Annotated in this window: 18 protein-coding genes and 1 pseudogene; 5 read left to right on the top strand and 14 right to left on the bottom strand. The window is 45.3% G+C overall.

Annotated features, from left to right (window positions below):
- Positions 1 to 76 precede the first annotated feature (76 nt).
- Positions 77 to 244 (top strand): annotated as a pseudogene (locus ABIA61_RS07835) (excalibur calcium-binding domain-containing protein); the annotation flags it as partial.
- 70 nt (positions 245 to 314) lie between these two features.
- Here ABIA61_RS07835 and ABIA61_RS07840 read toward each other — a convergent pair.
- The 3 genes from ABIA61_RS07840 to ABIA61_RS07850 all read right to left on the bottom strand — a co-directional run bounded on the left by ABIA61_RS07840 (position 315) and on the right by ABIA61_RS07850 (position 2,551).
- Positions 315 to 1,301, bottom strand: a complete 987-nt coding sequence (locus ABIA61_RS07840) for a ketoacyl-ACP synthase III (protein ID WP_283652457.1) — start codon at positions 1,299 to 1,301, stop codon at positions 315 to 317.
- 53 nt (positions 1,302 to 1,354) lie between these two features.
- On the bottom strand, positions 1,355 to 1,705 hold the full coding sequence (locus ABIA61_RS07845; RefSeq protein ID WP_283652458.1) for a hypothetical protein: 351 nt from the start codon (positions 1,703 to 1,705) through the stop codon (positions 1,355 to 1,357).
- 192 nt (positions 1,706 to 1,897) lie between these two features.
- Complete coding sequence (locus ABIA61_RS07850; RefSeq protein WP_283652459.1) at positions 1,898 to 2,551, bottom strand: cell wall hydrolase; 654 nt, start codon at positions 2,549 to 2,551, stop codon at positions 1,898 to 1,900.
- Between the two features lie 348 nt (positions 2,552 to 2,899).
- Here ABIA61_RS07850 and ABIA61_RS07855 point away from each other — a divergent pair, with 348 nt between their 5' ends.
- Positions 2,900 to 3,571, top strand: a complete 672-nt coding sequence (locus tag ABIA61_RS07855; RefSeq protein ID WP_404518777.1) for a cupin domain-containing protein — start codon at positions 2,900 to 2,902, stop codon at positions 3,569 to 3,571.
- Between the two features lie 107 nt (positions 3,572 to 3,678).
- Complete coding sequence (locus ABIA61_RS07860; protein ID WP_283652460.1) at positions 3,679 to 3,909, top strand: LSm family protein; 231 nt, start codon at positions 3,679 to 3,681, stop codon at positions 3,907 to 3,909.
- Positions 3,910 to 4,109: 200 nt separating this feature from the next.
- On the opposite strand, the gene ABIA61_RS07865 is transcribed toward ABIA61_RS07860, so the two are convergent.
- A complete protein-coding gene (locus tag ABIA61_RS07865) occupies positions 4,110 to 4,235 on the bottom strand; it encodes a hypothetical protein (protein WP_283652461.1) in 126 nt (41 codons plus the stop codon).
- Between the two features lie 169 nt (positions 4,236 to 4,404).
- Between ABIA61_RS07865 and ABIA61_RS07870 the strand changes: the two genes are divergently transcribed.
- Positions 4,405 to 4,674 carry a YuzF family protein gene (locus ABIA61_RS07870; RefSeq protein WP_044648245.1) on the top strand — a complete coding sequence of 90 codons (270 nt, stop codon included), beginning with the start codon at positions 4,405 to 4,407 and terminating at the stop codon, positions 4,672 to 4,674.
- A 73-nt stretch (positions 4,675 to 4,747) separates the two neighbouring features.
- Here the strand turns inward: ABIA61_RS07870 and ABIA61_RS07875 are convergent, their stop codons facing one another.
- Complete coding sequence (locus tag ABIA61_RS07875; RefSeq protein ID WP_283652462.1) at positions 4,748 to 5,935, bottom strand: GH25 family lysozyme; 1,188 nt, start codon at positions 5,933 to 5,935, stop codon at positions 4,748 to 4,750.
- A gap of 198 nt (positions 5,936 to 6,133) precedes the next feature.
- The gene (locus ABIA61_RS07880) at positions 6,134 to 7,195 is read right to left on the bottom strand and encodes a YeiH family protein (protein WP_283652463.1); all 1,062 of its coding nucleotides are present in this window, start codon (positions 7,193 to 7,195) and stop codon (positions 6,134 to 6,136) included.
- 118 nt (positions 7,196 to 7,313) lie between these two features.
- Between ABIA61_RS07880 and ABIA61_RS07885 the strand changes: the two genes are divergently transcribed.
- Complete coding sequence (locus tag ABIA61_RS07885; protein WP_283652464.1) at positions 7,314 to 8,201, top strand: LysR family transcriptional regulator; 888 nt, start codon at positions 7,314 to 7,316, stop codon at positions 8,199 to 8,201.
- Between the two features lie 43 nt (positions 8,202 to 8,244).
- Here ABIA61_RS07885 and yqeK read toward each other — a convergent pair whose 3' ends face one another.
- The 8 genes from yqeK to ABIA61_RS07925 all read right to left on the bottom strand — a co-directional run bounded on the left by yqeK (position 8,245) and on the right by ABIA61_RS07925 (position 17,424).
- Positions 8,245 to 8,889, bottom strand: a complete 645-nt coding sequence (gene yqeK / locus ABIA61_RS07890; protein ID WP_404580534.1) for a bis(5'-nucleosyl)-tetraphosphatase (symmetrical) YqeK — start codon at positions 8,887 to 8,889, stop codon at positions 8,245 to 8,247.
- A 321-nt stretch (positions 8,890 to 9,210) separates the two neighbouring features.
- Positions 9,211 to 10,788, bottom strand: coding sequence for a glycoside hydrolase family 43 protein (locus ABIA61_RS07895; RefSeq protein WP_404580536.1), 1,578 nt, complete (start codon positions 10,786 to 10,788; stop codon positions 9,211 to 9,213).
- The gene (locus ABIA61_RS07900; protein ID WP_283652466.1) at positions 10,754 to 11,758 is read right to left on the bottom strand and encodes a pectinesterase family protein; all 1,005 of its coding nucleotides are present in this window, start codon (positions 11,756 to 11,758) and stop codon (positions 10,754 to 10,756) included. The genes ABIA61_RS07895 and ABIA61_RS07900 overlap by 35 nt, the downstream gene beginning before the upstream one ends.
- Positions 11,759 to 11,783: 25 nt before the next feature.
- Entirely contained in the window at positions 11,784 to 12,668 is an 885-nt protein-coding gene (locus tag ABIA61_RS07905) for a dienelactone hydrolase family protein (RefSeq protein WP_283652467.1), read from the bottom strand.
- 49 nt (positions 12,669 to 12,717) lie between these two features.
- On the bottom strand, positions 12,718 to 14,079 hold the full coding sequence (locus ABIA61_RS07910) for a glycoside hydrolase family 28 protein (protein ID WP_283652468.1): 1,362 nt from the start codon (positions 14,077 to 14,079) through the stop codon (positions 12,718 to 12,720).
- A 179-nt stretch (positions 14,080 to 14,258) separates the two neighbouring features.
- Positions 14,259 to 15,779 carry an extracellular solute-binding protein gene (locus ABIA61_RS07915; protein WP_283652469.1) on the bottom strand — a complete coding sequence of 507 codons (1,521 nt, stop codon included), beginning with the start codon at positions 15,777 to 15,779 and terminating at the stop codon, positions 14,259 to 14,261.
- A gap of 28 nt (positions 15,780 to 15,807) precedes the next feature.
- Positions 15,808 to 16,431, bottom strand: coding sequence for a YesL family protein (locus ABIA61_RS07920; RefSeq protein ID WP_025684614.1), 624 nt, complete (start codon positions 16,429 to 16,431; stop codon positions 15,808 to 15,810).
- A gap of 21 nt (positions 16,432 to 16,452) precedes the next feature.
- Entirely contained in the window at positions 16,453 to 17,424 is a 972-nt protein-coding gene (locus ABIA61_RS07925; RefSeq protein WP_283652470.1) for an ABC transporter permease, read from the bottom strand.
- Between the last annotated feature and the right edge of the window lie 182 nt (positions 17,425 to 17,606).

Raw genomic sequence — 17,606 nt, forward strand, 5'->3', positions numbered from 1 at the left:
ACAATCCAAAATCATCTCCATCGCACTGGCATCGGCTCTAGTATTCAGCGTTTCTCTTCAATTCGCCCCCACCGTGGAGGCCAAAAAATCAAAAAAATCCCATAAATCAGCTACGCAAAGTTCCGTCTATTACAAAAACTGTACAGCTGTTAAAAAGGCAGGTAAGGCACCTCTCTACAAAGGTGATCCCGGCTACCGCTTAGCACTCGACCGTGATCATGACGGAATTGCCTGCGAAAAATAATCTCTCATTACAATTGAATGGGTATAATGCACAAAAAGACCCTGCGGCCGCAAGGTCTTTTTCATATTCCTTAATATTTAAACAGCATAGCAACCAGCTGATATCCGGCTCCAATTGTCCAGAACAGCACATAATCACCGCGGCGGATGCGACCGGATTCAATCCCTTCATACAAGGCAATGAACGGGCTGCTGGTACCCGTGTAGCCATAGCGATCACCCACATAGATCATTTGGGCATCCTCCAGCTTCAAGTGCTCCTGAATCTTCAACACATTTGCCAGCGAAAACTGGGACAGGCAATAAGCCCGTATATCCTGAGGCGCCAGTCCGTTCTTCTTCAAAATGCGTTCAAGCAGCTCAAATGTAGGGGGCAAGGCCATATTAGCGTCAAACGGAAGCCACTGAATATATTTTCCCGGAGCATCTGCTTGGAGTGTTGCCGCTAATCCCTGAGCCGGGTACAAAATTTTATCTATGTTGACCGGGTCCGTAAAATACATAGAATCCATAAAACCTGTATCCTCTTCTGTACGCTCCAAAATAACCGCACAAGCGGCATCCCCATAATTGGCATAAGTAATTTCATCCTCAGGGCCAGAAACAAGTGAATTATAATCCGAACCAATGATAAGTGCTGTCCTCACGTCAGGACTAGACAGCATGGATCGGCTGGCTTGATCGACAGCCACCGTCATGCCTGCACAATTCGCGTTAGAATCCATGACAACCACGTCATGTCTGGCCTCAATCGCTTGATGAATAAATAGGGCATTCATAGGGAACAGTGACTCTGGGACTTGGGTGGAAAACACGATCATGTCCACATCACGGCCTGTCATTTGAGCCTGATCCAGCGCTTTCTTGGCAGCCGCGATCCCCATCGCCAAACCGTTCTCGTCCGGGTGATCAATAATGTAACGCTTTTTCCTGCCCATATGCTCCATGAAGCGCCGAATATCTTTGCCCTGTTTGCCAAAATGACGGATATAATATTCGTTATCTACTGAATGAGGCGGATGATACACACCCAATGCCTTTATTCTAATATGGCTCATCAGCAGGTTCCCCCTTACACATTCATCTCGCTGTTTGTCACCGCTTCAGAACATTATTGTACGACGATATCTACGTTGTTTAATCCCGCTTCACGTGCTACACGACCGAGTTGCATTTTAATAATCGTTTGTTGAAGGCTGATAACAAAAATCACTTTGGCAAATCCGGTCTCTTTATACCGTACAAAAGAACCTTTCAGTTTTTCTACTTCTCCTGGGCCCAGCAGTGCCAATTGGGTACAGTCTACTTTGAGCGTAAAGCTGGAAGCCTGAATAGAGGAAGTCTTGGATACATACTCATTGACAAAACTATCATACTCAGTCGGGCTAAACACACCGTTCACCGCCATATGTACCGTTTTAATGGTTTGATCCACTTCGATGCTGTAAGGATTTTGACTCATTTCAGTAAGACTCCTTTGAAATCATATTTTTTACTATTAATAGTATCGGAAAAATATGTAGAAATTTTAATATTAAAATAGAGAAATCGACACTAATATATTACAAATTTGTGAATATGCAAAAAAAGCCGCCACTGCTCCTGGCTACAGGGAGCAACTGACGACTAACGAGTTACGTGTTCTTACGTTGAATTAATTTGTAAACGTATGGCGGCCGAGTGAAATGACAGCCGGACGGCTCTTGCTCCACTTGGCTGTGGCAATGGCCGGATTGTAATAAAACAGGGACCCGTTCGTCGGATCAGCACCATTAAGAGCCTGTCTTGCCGCACGATACGCGGTCTTGTTCGGTTTCAGGCGGTATTGACCATCCTGTACAGCGGTGAACTGGCCTGGCTGCAAAATAACGTCCGGAATCGAGCTTGGAAATTCATTGGACTGCACACGATTTAATACGACCGCCCCCACGGCTACCTGCCCTTGAAAAGATTCCCCGCGTGCCTCGGCATAAATAATCCGGGCCAACTGCTCCAGGGCGGTTAAACGCACCTTCCCGAAGGAATCCAGCTTGGCTTGCGTTGTCGCTCCGGCTACACCGTCGGGCGTAAGGCCGTAGTCCCGTTGGAAACGGGCAACTGCTTTACTGGTCAAGGATCCGTAATACCCGGTAAAACCGGCTTTAAAATAACCGAGCGAATGAAGCTGCTGTTGAAGCTCCAGCACCTGCTCACTCTGAGCCCCTTTCGTCAGCGTTGACGATTGCGCTTGTACTTGTCCTGGAGCAACCGACAACACAGCACCCAGCATACATGCACAGGACAGGATCAACATAGAACATTTTTTCATATTCCAGACAACCTCCTCTTTCTTGTTCTGTCCGGTACAACCATTCCGGCCTGTACAACTCAGGGGCGTTTATCCGATGATGTTTCTTGGGCTATAGCTTATGCCTAGCTGCGGAAATGACGCGTTGCTACATACGGAATCGGACAAAGATGCTCTCACACGTCCGTTGCAGTATACCACAAGCCGCATTTACGTATCATCCGGCTCTGGTCCTATGACTGCGCATACAAATAACGTAGCCTTAGCGGACTGACGAGTGCCCCTATCCCTTGCACACAACATTGGGCGAATGCATAGGGTAGCTGTACGATCATCAAATTTTAAATAGCAGAAAGGCAGGAACGACGCGTGGATTCATATATGGATTACACCTCTCCCTCCGCACAATTTACTTATGATTTAAAAGACAATGTTTTATTTCAAAAGGATGCTCAAAACTACATCAACGAGCTTTCGATCCAGCAACTAAATACGTTGGCGAATATATCGCTGCTGGATATTTACCTCAGCACAGCCAACGTCGTAGAGCCTCATTACCACCAAAATGCAGCAGAACTGGTATACTGCGTCTCTGGAGCAGTGACCGTGTCACTAATTAACCCTTTCACCCGCGAGTTGCACCATTTCCCGCTCATACCTGGTCAGGTCGCTAATGTTCCCCAGGGATGGTGGCACTACGAGGTCGCCACAATGGATCATACTCATTTGATAGCGATTTTTAATGCTCCCACCCCTGAATTCATCCTCGGCTCCGACATCTTGCGATTAACGCCAAGCAATATTCTGGCTCATACCTACTGCCTGAATGAGAATAAAATTCAGGAAGCGCTCGCTCCTATCAAAAAGCCTGTGATCATCGGTCCGCCTAATGACTGCAAGCACCAGCAGGCCAAAAAAACGGGAATACATGTGAGACTTGCCGATACTCCCCCATACCAACAGGTCGCCCCGGAAAGAAACTATGCCCCTACAAACGGATATCCCGGCTTCGCCTTTAACCCTTATCATGAATGGACCTGACCCTGATAAGATCATAAATCCGTGGGAATGCCCTCTCCCTGTATATTAGCCGTTACCGTTACATCATTCCTCTCATAAAATGCGAATGTACAAGAGGGGGTGATTGAATGGACGCTTATTACAACTGCTTGGGCTGTATGAACAGACGGGTACGTGTTTTGACTATGGACGGACAACAGCACGAAGGAACCATCGTGAAGGTGGATCGCAATAATGTGTACTTAAAAGCGGAATCAAACGGGCGTGTTCAAACCTCTGCATTTTATCCTGGCTATGGATATGGTAATCAAATCTTAACCTTGAGCCTGTTCACCCTATTAGCGATTGCTTTAATTTAGTCCACTGCACCCGTCAAGCCCTGTCTACCAAACCGATTGACACCTCATATGACAGCTACCACCCCCGACACTCATCCGTCAGGGAGTGGTAACTGCTATTTGGGGTGTTTTACAATCCAAACAAGTCACTTGAATCCCTTAAAATGCTAAATCCCCCACCAGCTATACACCGGTGAGGGATTTAATACACTCAATTCAAATTAGATCCATAACGACTTGGTGATGATGACCAGCAGAATGAACAGTACCAGGATAGCCCCTGTTGATGTCCAAACTCCGCCTGGGTATCCTTGACCGCCGCCACAACCTCTTTCGCATTCACTCATGGTAAGTTCCTCCTTCAATTCAAGGTACATCATAGCTTATGTATAGAGGCTTCCTATGGACCGGGCTTATCGGCAATGATGTGAATCTTTCCGTCGATTGGGCATCCGCCTACACCCTTTCTGGGCAGGAGCATAAGATATCACAATTAATCATGAAGGAGTGAAGCAATTGAATCCAAATCAAGCGCTTAATTACAGTACGAACCAACCTTTTCCCCATCACCACCATACCCCTCATCACATCATGGTAACCCCTGTAGACCCGTATGTGGTAGAAACATTAAAATCGGTCATTGGCAAATATGTTGTACTGGAGACCACTCGTGGCAGAATTGACGGTTGTGTAGTGGATTGTAAACCTGATCATGTTATTTTGGATGTGTACGGAAAGAAATTCTTTGTCCGGATCTGTGAAATCGTATGGATTATGCCCAATTAGACGATTAGACGCCAAAAATCCTCGCCGATCCTATGCCAGATTCGCGAGGATTTACTATTGTCATAAGCTTCTGCTATTCAATATCTCCCGCCAGCGAAGAACGGAGTTCATCTATCGTTCCATTGAATTCATTCAAATCCACATTACCACGGATACCCGGAACACTACCTGTGCTACTGTACTGCCAGGCCCACCAGTTATCCCAGGCTGGAACTGCAGTCGGTTTTTGAGTGGTGCTGTATCTGGCTACCCACAATTTATACATAGAAAGTGTAGGATCAAACTTGGAAGCGAAGACATTTCCCGTGTACACGATTGGCAGACGTCCGGTAAGCTTCTCCGTTTCATCCAAAAATGCATGAGCCACTTCACTAATTTGCGCAGGAGTAAGACCTTTTGGGTTATTTTCATAATCCATCACTGGTGGAAGATCCAGACTGCCCCCTGCTGATTCTATAGCCCTGGCAAAATTAGCAGCTTCCTGACGAGCACCATCCGTAGTTGTAGCGTTCAAAAAGTGATAAGCACCGACCAGTATGTTGGCATCCCTCGCACCCTGAACATTTGCTAAAAATTGATTATCTTGATATGCTGTCCCCTCAGTAGCCTTGATGAAAGCAAATGTCTTGCCTGCGGCCGCAACCTGCTGCCAATCTATATTGCCATTATAGTGAGAGACATCGATCCCTTGAGCATGTCCGTCGGAAGAGATGACAGGCTCAGGGACGATTGTATCAGGAGCTATAGTAGATGTAACAGGCTCAGTAGATGTTGACTCCAGTGTTTCTTCTGAATCCTGATTCAAAGAAACACTACTTCCGCTTGAGACAGGTGGGGAAGTCAGAAACACCGTTTTTAACTTGCTGCTCCATGTCACATCAAGCCCTGTCTGTTCAGATACAAAGCGAAGCGGAACATAAGTCGTTCCGTCTTTAAGCAATGGAGCTACCATCAACCCCATTTGATGACCATCGACTGACGCTATGGGGCTATTTACCTGGAGGCTGAGGTTATGATCTCGATCCTGTATCGTTACCGTACTTGTCTTGGGCTCCCAATTGACCTTATAACCCAATTCCTCCACAATGAGACGAAGTGGGACCAACACATTACCTTTTATTTCCTGGATCTGAATTCCCTTCGCAGTACTTAAATCTTTACCATCCAGCTCAATATGTGAACTTGAAGACGTAGCGTGAGTTTCCCCTGGAAATACCCATAAAAACAGAAATAAAAAAGCCAAAAAACAAATTTTCTTCATTATGTACCCTACCATTCTATAAATTTTCACTTATGAAAATCGTGCAATCTAGTATCCTCAGTACCCGCCATTTTGATAGACGCCAATAATATGTAAAAAGTTACGGATAAGTCATCACATATCTCAAGTTTATCATTTACAGCACTAAAAAGTCTCTACCAGCTACATAGCGAGCAGAGACTTCTTTTGTATCCTTATTCACACGGTTAAAAATGTTAAGCCTGCAAGAATGACCGAGGTGATGGACAGCACCAGTAAAGGAAGCACCGCTTTCTCCCGCAAGGTCTTAAAGCTCACATTCAGCCCCATGCCTACCATTGCCATCGTTAGCATAAATGTGGTGATGTGAGAAAGTCCGTTCATCAGACTAGAAGGAACTACGATATATTTTCCCAAAACATAGCTACCGATCAAACTTGTTATGACAAATCCAATGAGAAACCAGGGGAACTCCATTTTCGCATCCGAGTGGATCTTTCCGGTTCGCTTCATCCAGTACATGATCATAAAGCTAAGCGGTATTAGCAAAAAGACACGGCCCAGCTTGGCTAGTAAGCCAATCGCGAGAGCATCCTGTCCGGCAGGTTCAGCAGCTAAGGCCACATGTGCAATTTCATGCAAACTGATGCCTGACCATATTCCATATTGCATATCCGTCAAAGGAAGCCAGGATCGAAGGACAGTAAACAAAATGGCAAATACAGTTCCGACCAAAGCAATGAGCCCTACTCCTATAGCCGTATCCTCATCCTTGGATTTCAACAGGGGAGAGACAGCCGCAATCGCAGCCGCACCGCAGACACCTGTCCCAATACCGAGAAGAAGCGAGAGCGAAGCATCTGCCTTAAAGCGCTTGGCCAGCCACATCGTAAACAGGATGGAAAATACGACGGTACCCATATCACGCAGGAGCAAGCCCATACCGTGATGAATAACAACATCCATATTGAGCTTTAGTCCGTATAATACGATAGCCCCTCTCAGCAATTTTTTAGCCGAAAACTCAACCCCTGAGTGTAAAGCTTCGGGATATCCCCATAGCTGTCGGTATAAGACTGCGAGAAACATGGCGCAAGCCAAAGGGCCTACATAATGAAAGCCAGGTATTTCGTTCAGACCATACCCCACGGATGCAAATATCATGGTCAGTCCAATGCCTAAGATACGCTGGATAAAGCGATTTCGGTTAGAGTGTGGGGAACGCTTTTGTGATAAACCGGAACTTAGTGAACATTTCATGCGCTTTATGTGACTGCTCATGGTGAATACCTCCAATTCTGTCTTCATAAAGCTTAATGCGTATTTTGTCATAAGTAAAATAAATCATTATAATAGTATTCATAAGTAAATACATATGATGAAAATGGAGGAGTTGGCTTTGGATCAATCTTTAATCGTATTTGTTATGGCAGCGGAGAAACAAAACTTCACAAGAACAGCCGAAGAGTTACACATGACCCAGCCTGCCGTAAGTCAATACATTCAAACGCTGGAGCGTACGATGGGAGCCCGGCTTTTGGAGCGAAGTAATAAATATGTGCGTTTAACCAAAGCCGGTGAAATTGTATATCATCATGCCCAGGAAATTATCCGCCTCCACACCCGAATGCAGTATTTAGTGGACGAGTTGATGAATACAGCAAAAGGCAATCTGTCCATTGGCGCAAGCTACACGTACGGAGAGTACGTACTTCCTCATGTGATTGCGCAAATGAGAAGTCAATATCCGCTCATTCAGCCCTCCATTAGCATCGGCAACACTCAGGAAATTGAAAGATTGGTGATCGGCAATCAACTGGATGTGGGGATTATTGAAGGAGAATTTCAGCATGACCATTTGTACATTGAACCGTTTGCAGAAGATGAAATGTATATTGTCGTTCCACATCATCATCGTTTGGCTGGTAAAGCTCAAGTGGGATTAAGTGAGCTACAAGAGGACATTTGGATTCTGCGCGAAGAAGGCTCTGGAACCCGGGAAGCGGCGGAAAAGATGTTTGCACGATTTCAGTTTGCCCCTGCTCATATTATGGATTTTGGCAGCACTCAGATTATTAAAGAGTCTGTAGAAGCAGGCTTGGGCATTTCTTTGCTGTCACAGTGGACAATTCAAAAGGAACTCACCTTGGGCACTTTAAAAGTGTTGGATATAAGCGGCTTCCCGGTCGTTCGAAAATTCTCTTTTCTGACCCCTTCTGCGGTATTTGAAACGAAAGCGGCTACCGTTTTTTTAGAGGTTTTACGAGGTTATAACGTGAAAAGGTGAAGCTCAAAAGCCATGAAAAAAGCACCCCTAAAGGTGCTTGAGCTTACTCGAATACATCCGTGAATGTTCCTTTGGGCTCTTTTAATAAAGACTGTCTGGCTTCTAATAACCAGGGATGCACAACCTTCATCTTCTCTTTATTGCTCCACACATGGTTAAAATAAATCATAATCGCTTCATCCAACAAATGATCGTTCACATTCTTCCTTATCTCTTTTAGAAAAGGCGCGGCGTGTGCTTGATCCCATGACAATTTGTCTCCTACAAATAAAATCTTATCCAGCAGACTCATGGACTTCCGCAGCGTTGTGTGACATTCAATCGCATTCAGCAGCATCGGATCCGTTAGTCCAAAGATCTGAATAGTCATCTCTCTGGACAGCTTTTGGTGCAGGATATACGGAAATGCTAATTCTTCTTCTAAAATGGGGATATGTAATGCCTGTGCTACAGCTACTTTATCTTCATTGGGGATGATGGTGCCTATATCGTGCAACCACCCCGCTCGTTCAGCTATAGCCGGATCAGCATGGAATTGTAGAGCCAGTTCCTTAGCTTCATGGGCTACCTTCGTACAATGGACCCACGTAGCTTCTGCGTTATGTTTGTTAAAAAGCTTCTCTACGTCCGAAAATAGATCCCCGGTAAATTCAAGCTCAGCAATGTAATGATGTAAAACGGATTTCATGAATTTCTTCCTCCACTTCGCTTATTCCGATGATTTTACTATAAAATGTACATAACGCGCCATTACGCAGGCGGATGGTGCCTCCCATCGCTGTTGCTGCTTGTACATCACCATTCCGCCTACTCCGTTTTTATGAAAAAGATCCAAAAGCCCCTTGCTTGAAAGCAAGGGGCAGCAAATCCTGCTCCTTCAATTCCATCGGATGACTGCGGTTGCTTAAACAACATGTGTTGCACTTATATGTTATAGCGGCGGCCCGCCTGCTGCAATCATCAAAAAGACAAAATGTTGGATAGACAACACACTCGTTATATTTTTGTTTTAAGAGGATAGATGGTCTTGCCCATGATACAAAAAGTGGCTAAAATCGGCGTAGCTGCCTTGAAATTGTTGCATGTCGTGGGCGGCAATCCCTACAAAATTCCCTGTAAATCCACCTGATAAAAAGCTGATATTTTGCTTTTCAAAAAGTGGAGTCCAGGTGGGTTCATTCCCGAGATGGTAATAAAATCGTCCTTGGGTTGCATGGACTTCTACGGCCAAATGTATAGGAAGATCCTCCTGAAGTGTAATCGCATGGGGAACTAATGTGAATGTATCTGCTTCACATCGCATCATGCGCAGCACTTTCCCTTGTCCCTCTTCATAGCTGACATAGGCATATAGATAATTTTCATCATTTAGATACAGCAGGAGCCCCGCCATTTGCAAATAGCTGACAGGTTGATATTCCAGTGCCGTTTCCACCCGAAAATGATGATCGGTTTGTCGGATGGCAAGCACATGATGATGAAACAGACTTTGAATGGATTCTCCAGCCAGAATTCGAAGATAGCCCGGACGCTGGCTCAGTGAGCACCAACGGTCATCCGCCAGTATGCGCAATGTGTTCCACGTTTTATTTAAAACGGGCCCCTCGAAAAAGTCTTCGAATATAAAGCTGTGCTTCTGCCCTGCCGAGAAATTGGTTCCGATAGGTGCAGGCACTTCGAATTGCGGCGTATGGCCCCCGCCGGTTAATCGCAGCCAGCCTTCATCATTCCAGTACACGTGCTGCAAGGCTGTTTCTCGCCCTAAAATGGCATACTTCCCTTCCAATGGACGAGTACATAAATGAGCCATATACCAATCGCCATCTGGCGTCTGTACAAGACTGCCATGTCCTGCACATTGTAAAGGGAATTCAGGACGATCGCGTGACGTAAGCATCGGGTTATGCGGGTCTACTTCATAAGGCCCGGATAGCTGCTTCGAACGGGCTACGGTTACCGCATGTCCCGTACCCGTTCCACCTTCCGCTGTAATAAGGTAATAATATCCGTTTTGCTTGTAGATATGAGGGGCTTCTGTCTTTTTCAAAGGCGTGCAATCAAAAATTTTCACAGGCTCGCCAATAAGTCGTTGCTGCCTGCTATCGTATTCCTGCATAACAATACCTGAAGATTTATTGCTGTCCAACATGCGGTAATCCCACAATGCATTCAATAGCCATTTACGTCCATCCTCGTCGTGAAATAAAGACGGATCGAATCCACTACTGTTGAGATAAACCGGGTCTGACCATGGGCCATGAATCGCAGGCGCCGTCATCACAAAATTATGAACGTCCTTAAACGGACGTCTGGTGCTCTTCACATCCGTATAGAGCAGATAAAAAAGGTTATCCGCGTAGCTCAGCTGCGGCGCCCAAATGCTGCAATTTTTCGGGTTTCCTTTTAAATCAACCTGATCGGTCAAAATATCTGTACAGTGCTCCCAATGAGCCAAATCTGTGGACTGATACACCCGTACTCCCGGCAGCCACTCAAACGATGACACGACAATATAGTAAGTATCCTCGACTCGTACAATACACGGATCGGGATTAAAGCCTTTTAATATGGGATTTTGGATCATCATGAGAAATTGCTCCTCCTTGCTTCCAAAAAGTGTCTCCAACAAAAACCTGCTCCTTGCTCCACACTTCTGCTCCTGTTTCAAAACAACCCGCCCACCGAACACGCTGCCTACGCAACGAGGCAACATCGGATACACCATACTCCTGATAGCAAACTGTTTTCTCATTTGCAGCATCGTCCCAATTGTCCCAACCCCGTGGATCAATATGTTCGCCCATTTTACAATCCACAAATACGGTCTTGGCATACTCACGCCACGGACGCCCCAAAAATACCGGGGTAATATCAGGCTCTGCGGTTAAGTAGCAATGATTGAATACATAGCCATACGCTTGTCCGTGGGGAGTGGAGGCGGCTGTAACGTAGCTCGTTTGGTTCTCATGATGGCGCAAACTGCGAATTTCGCAATGTTCAAAATAAGCGGTAGCCCCACCAAAAATGAAGTCTACCGTTCCCTCGATATAACATTGCTGATAAAGCTGGCGATAGTGGGCATGATGTTCTTTCAAATGAATGCCGCCAAACTTTAGCCGTTCTTTCGGTGCCGGAGGCAAGGGGCCTGTAAATAATGTATCCTGATGCCCGCGAAAGGTGCAGTTTCTAAAAACCGTTTTATCACAGTGAGCATATACGGCAACAGCCTGTCCAATGGCTTCCCCCTGTCCCGCCGTGTTGGAAATCGTGAGATTTTCCAAAATCAGATGGCTACCGCCTAAAAATAAAGTGGGAGTCGCAAAGGTTCCTATTTCCTCGCCTGCCTCATCCAGCTCCCTGGCATACCGATGCATTCGAATGTCTACCTGTCCGATGCCTATGATATGAAGACACGAACGGTAGATCCGCACCTCCTCCTCGTAGGTACCCGATAAAATATACAGCGTTTCCATTTCGTTAGAAGGCGACTGCTCCAATACAGCAATCGCCTCCTGAATCGTATGAAAATCACAAAAGGATTCTTTCCCTACCAGCATGGTTGCCCCAATCCTTTCATTGGAATTACAGATGTTCTGCTAAAAATGACTGCCACGCCATTCGCATTTCCAAGGTCTCCATATGCCCGCCACCTGCGATCACAGGCTGCCAATGTTCAGGGTGACCTGCTTCCTGGTAAGCTTCCAGCAGTCCTTTCGCCAGATGCTCGACTCCTTCAATAGGACACATTCGGTCATTTTGACCTGTTATGCTCATTCGTGGACGGGGAACAATCCGCTTTTGAATATCCAACGTGGTAAAATGCTTTAGCAAGCCGGGGACATAGGAATAGAAGCCATGGTGATCCAGTCCCCTTTTGGCGATCAGCGTATGGGCATCTACCTGTCCGCAAATATCAATGGTGACCTGTATCCGCTCATCTAACGCTGCCAGCCACCACGCCATCAGACCTCCCATCGACATGCCAATCGTTGCGATGCGGGAAGCATCAACACTCTCTCGCTGGCACATATAGTCCACCAAACGACGGTTATCGTACAGCATCATGCCCCACAGCACCTGGCCCTGCCAGAGCATCTCCTTTACCAGCTCACTTTCGGTTTTGCCCCCACGTTCATTAAAGCCCCACATGTCAATACAACAAGCGCAATAGCCCATGTCTGTCAGGGTTTTGGCAAACGAGGGCTGCTGCAAGTAAGAGCTGCTATGGATAAATTCCTTGCGTCCATTCGTATAATTGCCCCCATGCGAATGGTTGAAAATGACCAATGGAAACGGACTGTTTCCTTGTAGTGGTGTGGCTATATAAGCTGGCACAGGCTCGATTCCGTTTATGTCCAGCAGGAGAGATTCCAGTTGGTATCCCTCTTGCTCCTCTTGCTTTAGCACGGTAGCTGTAACGGGTCGATCTGCCGGAAGATCTCCCAATAATGCTTGCAGCTTATCCACGTGTTCCCTCCTTCCATGCCCCTCCTAAATCAGGATTTTTGCAAAATCCTCAATTAAAAACATTTTGTTCAGAAGGTTGTATCGTCACTTGTTCGATCAGCTTTTCAGGCTGGTTTGTATTTTTCGAATGACAACGGTTGACTTCAACGCCTTCCCCGTTTTCAATATAAAAAGCAGGGCCTTCATGATTCTCAATGGTCACCTGTTGAAAACGGATATCTCTAACATTGCCTAGATAAAAACCACGGTTGTTCATATCTTCGATCCCTGTCATCATGGCAGGACGGCCGGGAATCGCATTTTTCGCCATAGAAATATCAATATTGGAAAATGTAATTTCAGCAATATATTGTTCTGCAAGTCCGTATAAGAATCCAGCAGCCGCATGAACCTGTCGTGCCGTGATATCGGAAAAATGAATCCGTCTAAAGCAAGGCGTTTCATCGGTAATTGGATAGGGATTTTTGTCCCAGACATATTTGTCTTTGCCCCGAGGTCCGCAGAAATAATAGAGATTCAGAATAAATGGACAAATCACATCTTCCATCACAATATTGCTAACGCGAATATCCTCGATGATTCCGCCACGTCCCCGTCTTGATTTCAGGCGGATGCCCCGATCCGTTTGCTTGAACACACAATTGCTGATCGTGACATTACGGATATCTCCACTCATCTCGCTTCCCAGTACGACAGCGCCATGTCCATGCACCATCGTACAGTTGGTAATCGTTATATTTTCACAAGGAATCCTCTCCTGTGTATCTTCGGTTCCTGCTTTGATCGCAATACAATCATCGCCCACATCAATATTGCAGTTACTAATACGAACATTGGAACAGGATTCGGGATTAATGCCATCCGTATTGGGGGAATCCGCCGGGTTAAGAATGGACACATTGTCAATCGTAACGTTATAACAAGCGATAGGGTTTACAGTCCAACTGGGGGAATTTTTCAACATGATATCTTTAATGGTGACCCGCTGACAACGGTCAAAGCTGATTAATTTGGGTCTCGGGTACTGTAACTCCTCGGGATGATTCCGATGCTTTTCCCACCACGGTTGACCATTTCCGTCCAGCGTTCCGCTGCCTGTAACTGAAATATTCTCTAGGTTCTGCCCATAAATACACGACGCATGTACTTCTCGCTGAATGCCTTCCCATCTGGATTCTACTACAGGATAATCAACCAAATCCGTACTGAAGGAAAGAATTGCACCGGGGCTTAAATGCAGCTCAATGTTACTTTTCAGAAAGATTGCGCCTGTCAGATACGTACCCGAGGGAACAAATACCGTTCCTCCCCCGGCATTACTGGCCGCTTCGATCGCAGCCGCAATCGCCCCTGTTGCCAACGTCGTACCATCCTGAGGTGCTCCATAATCTACAATGTTATACATTTGCATCTCGTTCTCTCCTGTCTTCATTTTTTGTGAATACGAAAATGATGTATAGGCTGAACTTAAAAATACACTGGAAAACGGAGTAGGCGGAATGGTGCTGAACAAGCGTCAGCGATGGTAAGCACCATCCGCCTGCGTAGTGGCACTTCATGTACACTGATGTTCAACCTATATCTATATCCTTATTTTTTCGATTTCTTATACGCTTCTTCGTATTCAGTAATAATCTGTGATCCACCGGAATTTTTCCAGTTTTCTACCGCTGCTTTAAATCCGGCTTCATCGGTCTCACCCATAATAAATTTGAACGTAGCATCGGTAATAATTTTTTCGAGCTCAGTTCCTTTTTCATTGGCAGTTACAGAATCCAGAGGAACGGTTGGGTCCAAAACGGCAAATTCGTTATTTTCCTTGATTAATTGATTGGCCAGTTCCTTTTCAGGGTTGGCATCTTTTAACGTGTAAGTTACTTCACTCGGTCTGGAGCTTGCAAACGGCTGTACATCTGCTTGCCACAAATCGGTGTTAATAATTCTGAAAGCTCCTTCATTATCAATGTCATAATGAGTTCCCTTGATACCACCTGTCATGTCCATAAATACTTCTTCATCAATCAAATCATTGACAAATTGAAGTAATCTCTTCAATTGAGCTTCCGTCTTCACCTCGGATTTAGGAAATGCCAGCAAACCGCCAACTCCGCTGCCCTCGGACCAAATGTGATATTTACCGTCTCCATTGGAGATTTTATTTACAGGCACCAATTCAAGCCCCTTTTGCAAGCCTTGTGACAGATTTCTCAAGTTGGTGATATCCACCATTCCCGTATAAATTCCGGTTTTCCCTTGAGCAAATTGCTGCTGCTGATCGGTTTTAGCGGTTACGGCGAAATCCTTCGATATATACCCGTTCTTATATAATTTATTGGAATACTTTATCGTTTCCAAATATTGAGGTGTATCAAATTCCGGCGTAAACTTGCCATTCTCATCTACTTTCCAGCCATTAGGTGTGCCAAAATAAGAGCTTAAGGTTTTAAAGCTGCTGTAGCGCAGATCAGATCTGTCGCCAAAGCCTGTCGTATCCTTTTTGCCATTACCGTCCGGATCATCTTCTGTAAACGCTCTCGCAACTTCGTAAAGCTCATCCAGGGTCGTAGGTACTTTAAGTCCTAAACGATCCAGCCAATCTTTGCGAATAACCAAGCCTGCTCGTGCCAAATTTTTCTGGAATGGAACTCCATACAGAACTCCCTCGATGGAGGCTGCATTTCTAACTTCGGGAGGTATCTTTTTTAAATTGTCATAATCGTCCAAATAACTCCCTACATCCCAGAATAGACCTGATTTCAATGAACTTCGAACTGAAGAATTTGTCATCATCGTAAGAGTCACGATATCCGCCAATTCACCAGACGCCAGCGCTGTAGTGATTCTCTCTTCTTTCGATGCATCAGGAACCCAGTTGAACGTAATCTTGGAATTCGTGTATTTTTCAATTTTGTCCTTAATCGTGTCTGTAGGTGGAGAGGCTGTGTGCAATACATTTAACCAGGTTAATTCCAGCTTTGAATTCGGATCATAGGTTTGGCTGCCTTGATCCTCTGCCCCCTTGTCACCGCAAGCAGCTAAAAAAACACTCATGACCATAAGTACGGCAAGAAGGCCCGATACTCCCTTTTTCATCGATATCCCTTTTTTCATTGTGTTTGCTCCTTTTCTGATCGTATATTCATGCCATATCTTCCTCTTTCACCAGAACCTCTCGCTCTATTTTGCTAAACACCTGATGCGTCATCCACATCACGAGATAACCGATGATACTGGCTCCGGCAAAAGTCAGAATTCCTGGGTACAAGCCTAGAATCAATGTAAAAAGCGCGACAATCGCAACAAAAAGAACAAGTGTATATTGTAAATACGAAAACCCAATCACCACGGACATTCTGATTTTCAGCTTGATCCCTTTCCAATCATAATGAGCCAGTAACGGGAAAATGTACGCCAACGAGATGAGATACAAAAAGGCTCCAATAAGCGTCACTACGCGAACATACCAGGATGAGACATTGACGATATCCACATAGAGCACGTAGCCCACGAGGCTGTAAATCGCTCCAATGATCGCCGCTTCTTTAAAACTTTCTCTAAAGTAACGTACAAACGTGGAGAAAATGGCGACCTCCTCATTCCCCCGAATCCATTGCCTTAAAATACTGAGCATAGCGACAGTAGCAGGTCCCACGCCTATAAATCCCAAGCCCAGGATCGTCGCAACCGTCCATAGCAAATTAAGGTAAACCAGCCGGAGCAGGCGCATGCACCATTTGTTCATGTTTTCTACAAACCGTACCATTCCGCATCCTTCCCGTCGTCATTAGTAAACGCCGTCTTCACCAAATTTCTTGGCCAGTCGATTGGAACCCATGATCAGGATTAATCCCACCACGCCTTTAAAAAGTCCTACCGTCGTACTGAAGCTTAATTGTCCATTCTTTAAGCCTGCTGTATAAATGTAGGTGTCAAATATTTCGGCAACCTCGCGGTTTAATGAGTTCAATAGCAGATACATATGCTCAAAGCCCAAATCCAGCGTGCTGCCGATTTTCAGAATTAACAACGTAATAATGACTGGGCGAATCGCAGGCAAGGTAACATGCCATGTTTTTCGGAGACGTCCGGCACCGTCCATTTCTGCTGCCTCATACAGTTGCGTATCCACGACTGTAATCGCCGATAAATAAATGATGGTAGACCAGCCGAGTTCCTTCCAGATCACTTGCCCCATATAAACGGTACGCAACCATTCCGGGGAAGTTAAGAAGCTGATCTTCTCACCGCCTAGTGCAGCAATCATTTCATTCAGTACCCCGCCGTCTACGGTTAAAAATACATAAGAAATCGAAACAATGATGACCCATGACATAAAGTGCGGGATGTAGATAATCGTTTGGATGATATTTTTAAAAACAAGCTTCCTTACCTCATTCAGCATCAATGCCAAAATGATCGGTAATGGAAAGAAGATCACAATGTTGAGCGCAAACAAAACCAGGGTGTTACGTAATAGCATGAAAAACGTGGGCTCGGTAAATAAACGAATGAAATGCTTCATTCCTACCCACGAGCTGCCCGTGATTCCCAAAAAGGCTTGATAATCCTGAAACGCAATGACCAAGCCGCCCATAGGGAAATACTTAAAAATAATGAAGTACACCAGCCCGGGTAAAACCATCAGATACAGCAACTTATGTTTTTGCATACGTAAAAGATTTTCCGTCGTTCTGTTGTTCTTTTTCTTTTTCATATTCGGTTTCATGTTCGGTGCGGGGACACTTGAAACTTTCATTAGCTCGACCTCCTTCAAACGTTCCTGTATACGTTTTCAAGAGTACGTGATTTTTGGCATTACGCATATAATCATCAAATGATAGCGTTTACAAAACCTTATATACCGCCTATTTTCCGGATTTTCACCTTACCTAATGATTACTACACAACCTAATGATTACCCTCTTTTTTCCATGCTTA

This window comes from Paenibacillus sp. RC21 (assembly GCF_044907935.1).
In the GTDB taxonomy this organism is placed as follows: domain Bacteria; phylum Bacillota; class Bacilli; order Paenibacillales; family Paenibacillaceae; genus Paenibacillus; species Paenibacillus terrae_A.

Bases quoted from the DNA above. Each gene is read 5' to 3' on its own strand.
- ABIA61_RS07840 (WP_283652457.1), bottom strand. From the start codon at position 1,301: ATGAGCCATATTAGAATAAAGGCATTGGGTGTGTATCATCCGCCTCAT.
- ABIA61_RS07845 (WP_283652458.1), bottom strand. From the start codon at position 1,705: ATGAGTCAAAATCCTTACAGCATCGAAGTGGATCAAACCATTAAAACG.
- ABIA61_RS07850 (WP_283652459.1), bottom strand. From the start codon at position 2,551: ATGAAAAAATGTTCTATGTTGATCCTGTCCTGTGCATGTATGCTGGGT.
- ABIA61_RS07860 (WP_283652460.1), top strand. From the start codon at position 3,679: ATGGACGCTTATTACAACTGCTTGGGCTGTATGAACAGACGGGTACGT.
- ABIA61_RS07865 (WP_283652461.1), bottom strand. From the start codon at position 4,235: ATGAGTGAATGCGAAAGAGGTTGTGGCGGCGGTCAAGGATACCCAGGC.
- ABIA61_RS07875 (WP_283652462.1), bottom strand. From the start codon at position 5,935: ATGAAGAAAATTTGTTTTTTGGCTTTTTTATTTCTGTTTTTATGGGTA.
- ABIA61_RS07880 (WP_283652463.1), bottom strand. From the start codon at position 7,195: ATGAGCAGTCACATAAAGCGCATGAAATGTTCACTAAGTTCCGGTTTA.
- yqeK (WP_404580534.1), bottom strand. From the start codon at position 8,889: ATGAAATCCGTTTTACATCATTACATTGCTGAGCTTGAATTTACCGGG.
- ABIA61_RS07895 (WP_404580536.1), bottom strand. From the start codon at position 10,788: ATGATGATCCAAAATCCCATATTAAAAGGCTTTAATCCCGATCCGTGT.
- ABIA61_RS07900 (WP_283652466.1), bottom strand. From the start codon at position 11,758: ATGCTGGTAGGGAAAGAATCCTTTTGTGATTTTCATACGATTCAGGAG.
- ABIA61_RS07910 (WP_283652468.1), bottom strand. From the start codon at position 14,079: ATGCAAATGTATAACATTGTAGATTATGGAGCACCTCAGGATGGTACG.
- ABIA61_RS07915 (WP_283652469.1), bottom strand. From the start codon at position 15,779: ATGAAAAAAGGGATATCGATGAAAAAGGGAGTATCGGGCCTTCTTGCC.
- ABIA61_RS07920 (WP_025684614.1), bottom strand. From the start codon at position 16,431: ATGGTACGGTTTGTAGAAAACATGAACAAATGGTGCATGCGCCTGCTC.
- ABIA61_RS07925 (WP_283652470.1), bottom strand. From the start codon at position 17,424: ATGAAAGTTTCAAGTGTCCCCGCACCGAACATGAAACCGAATATGAAA.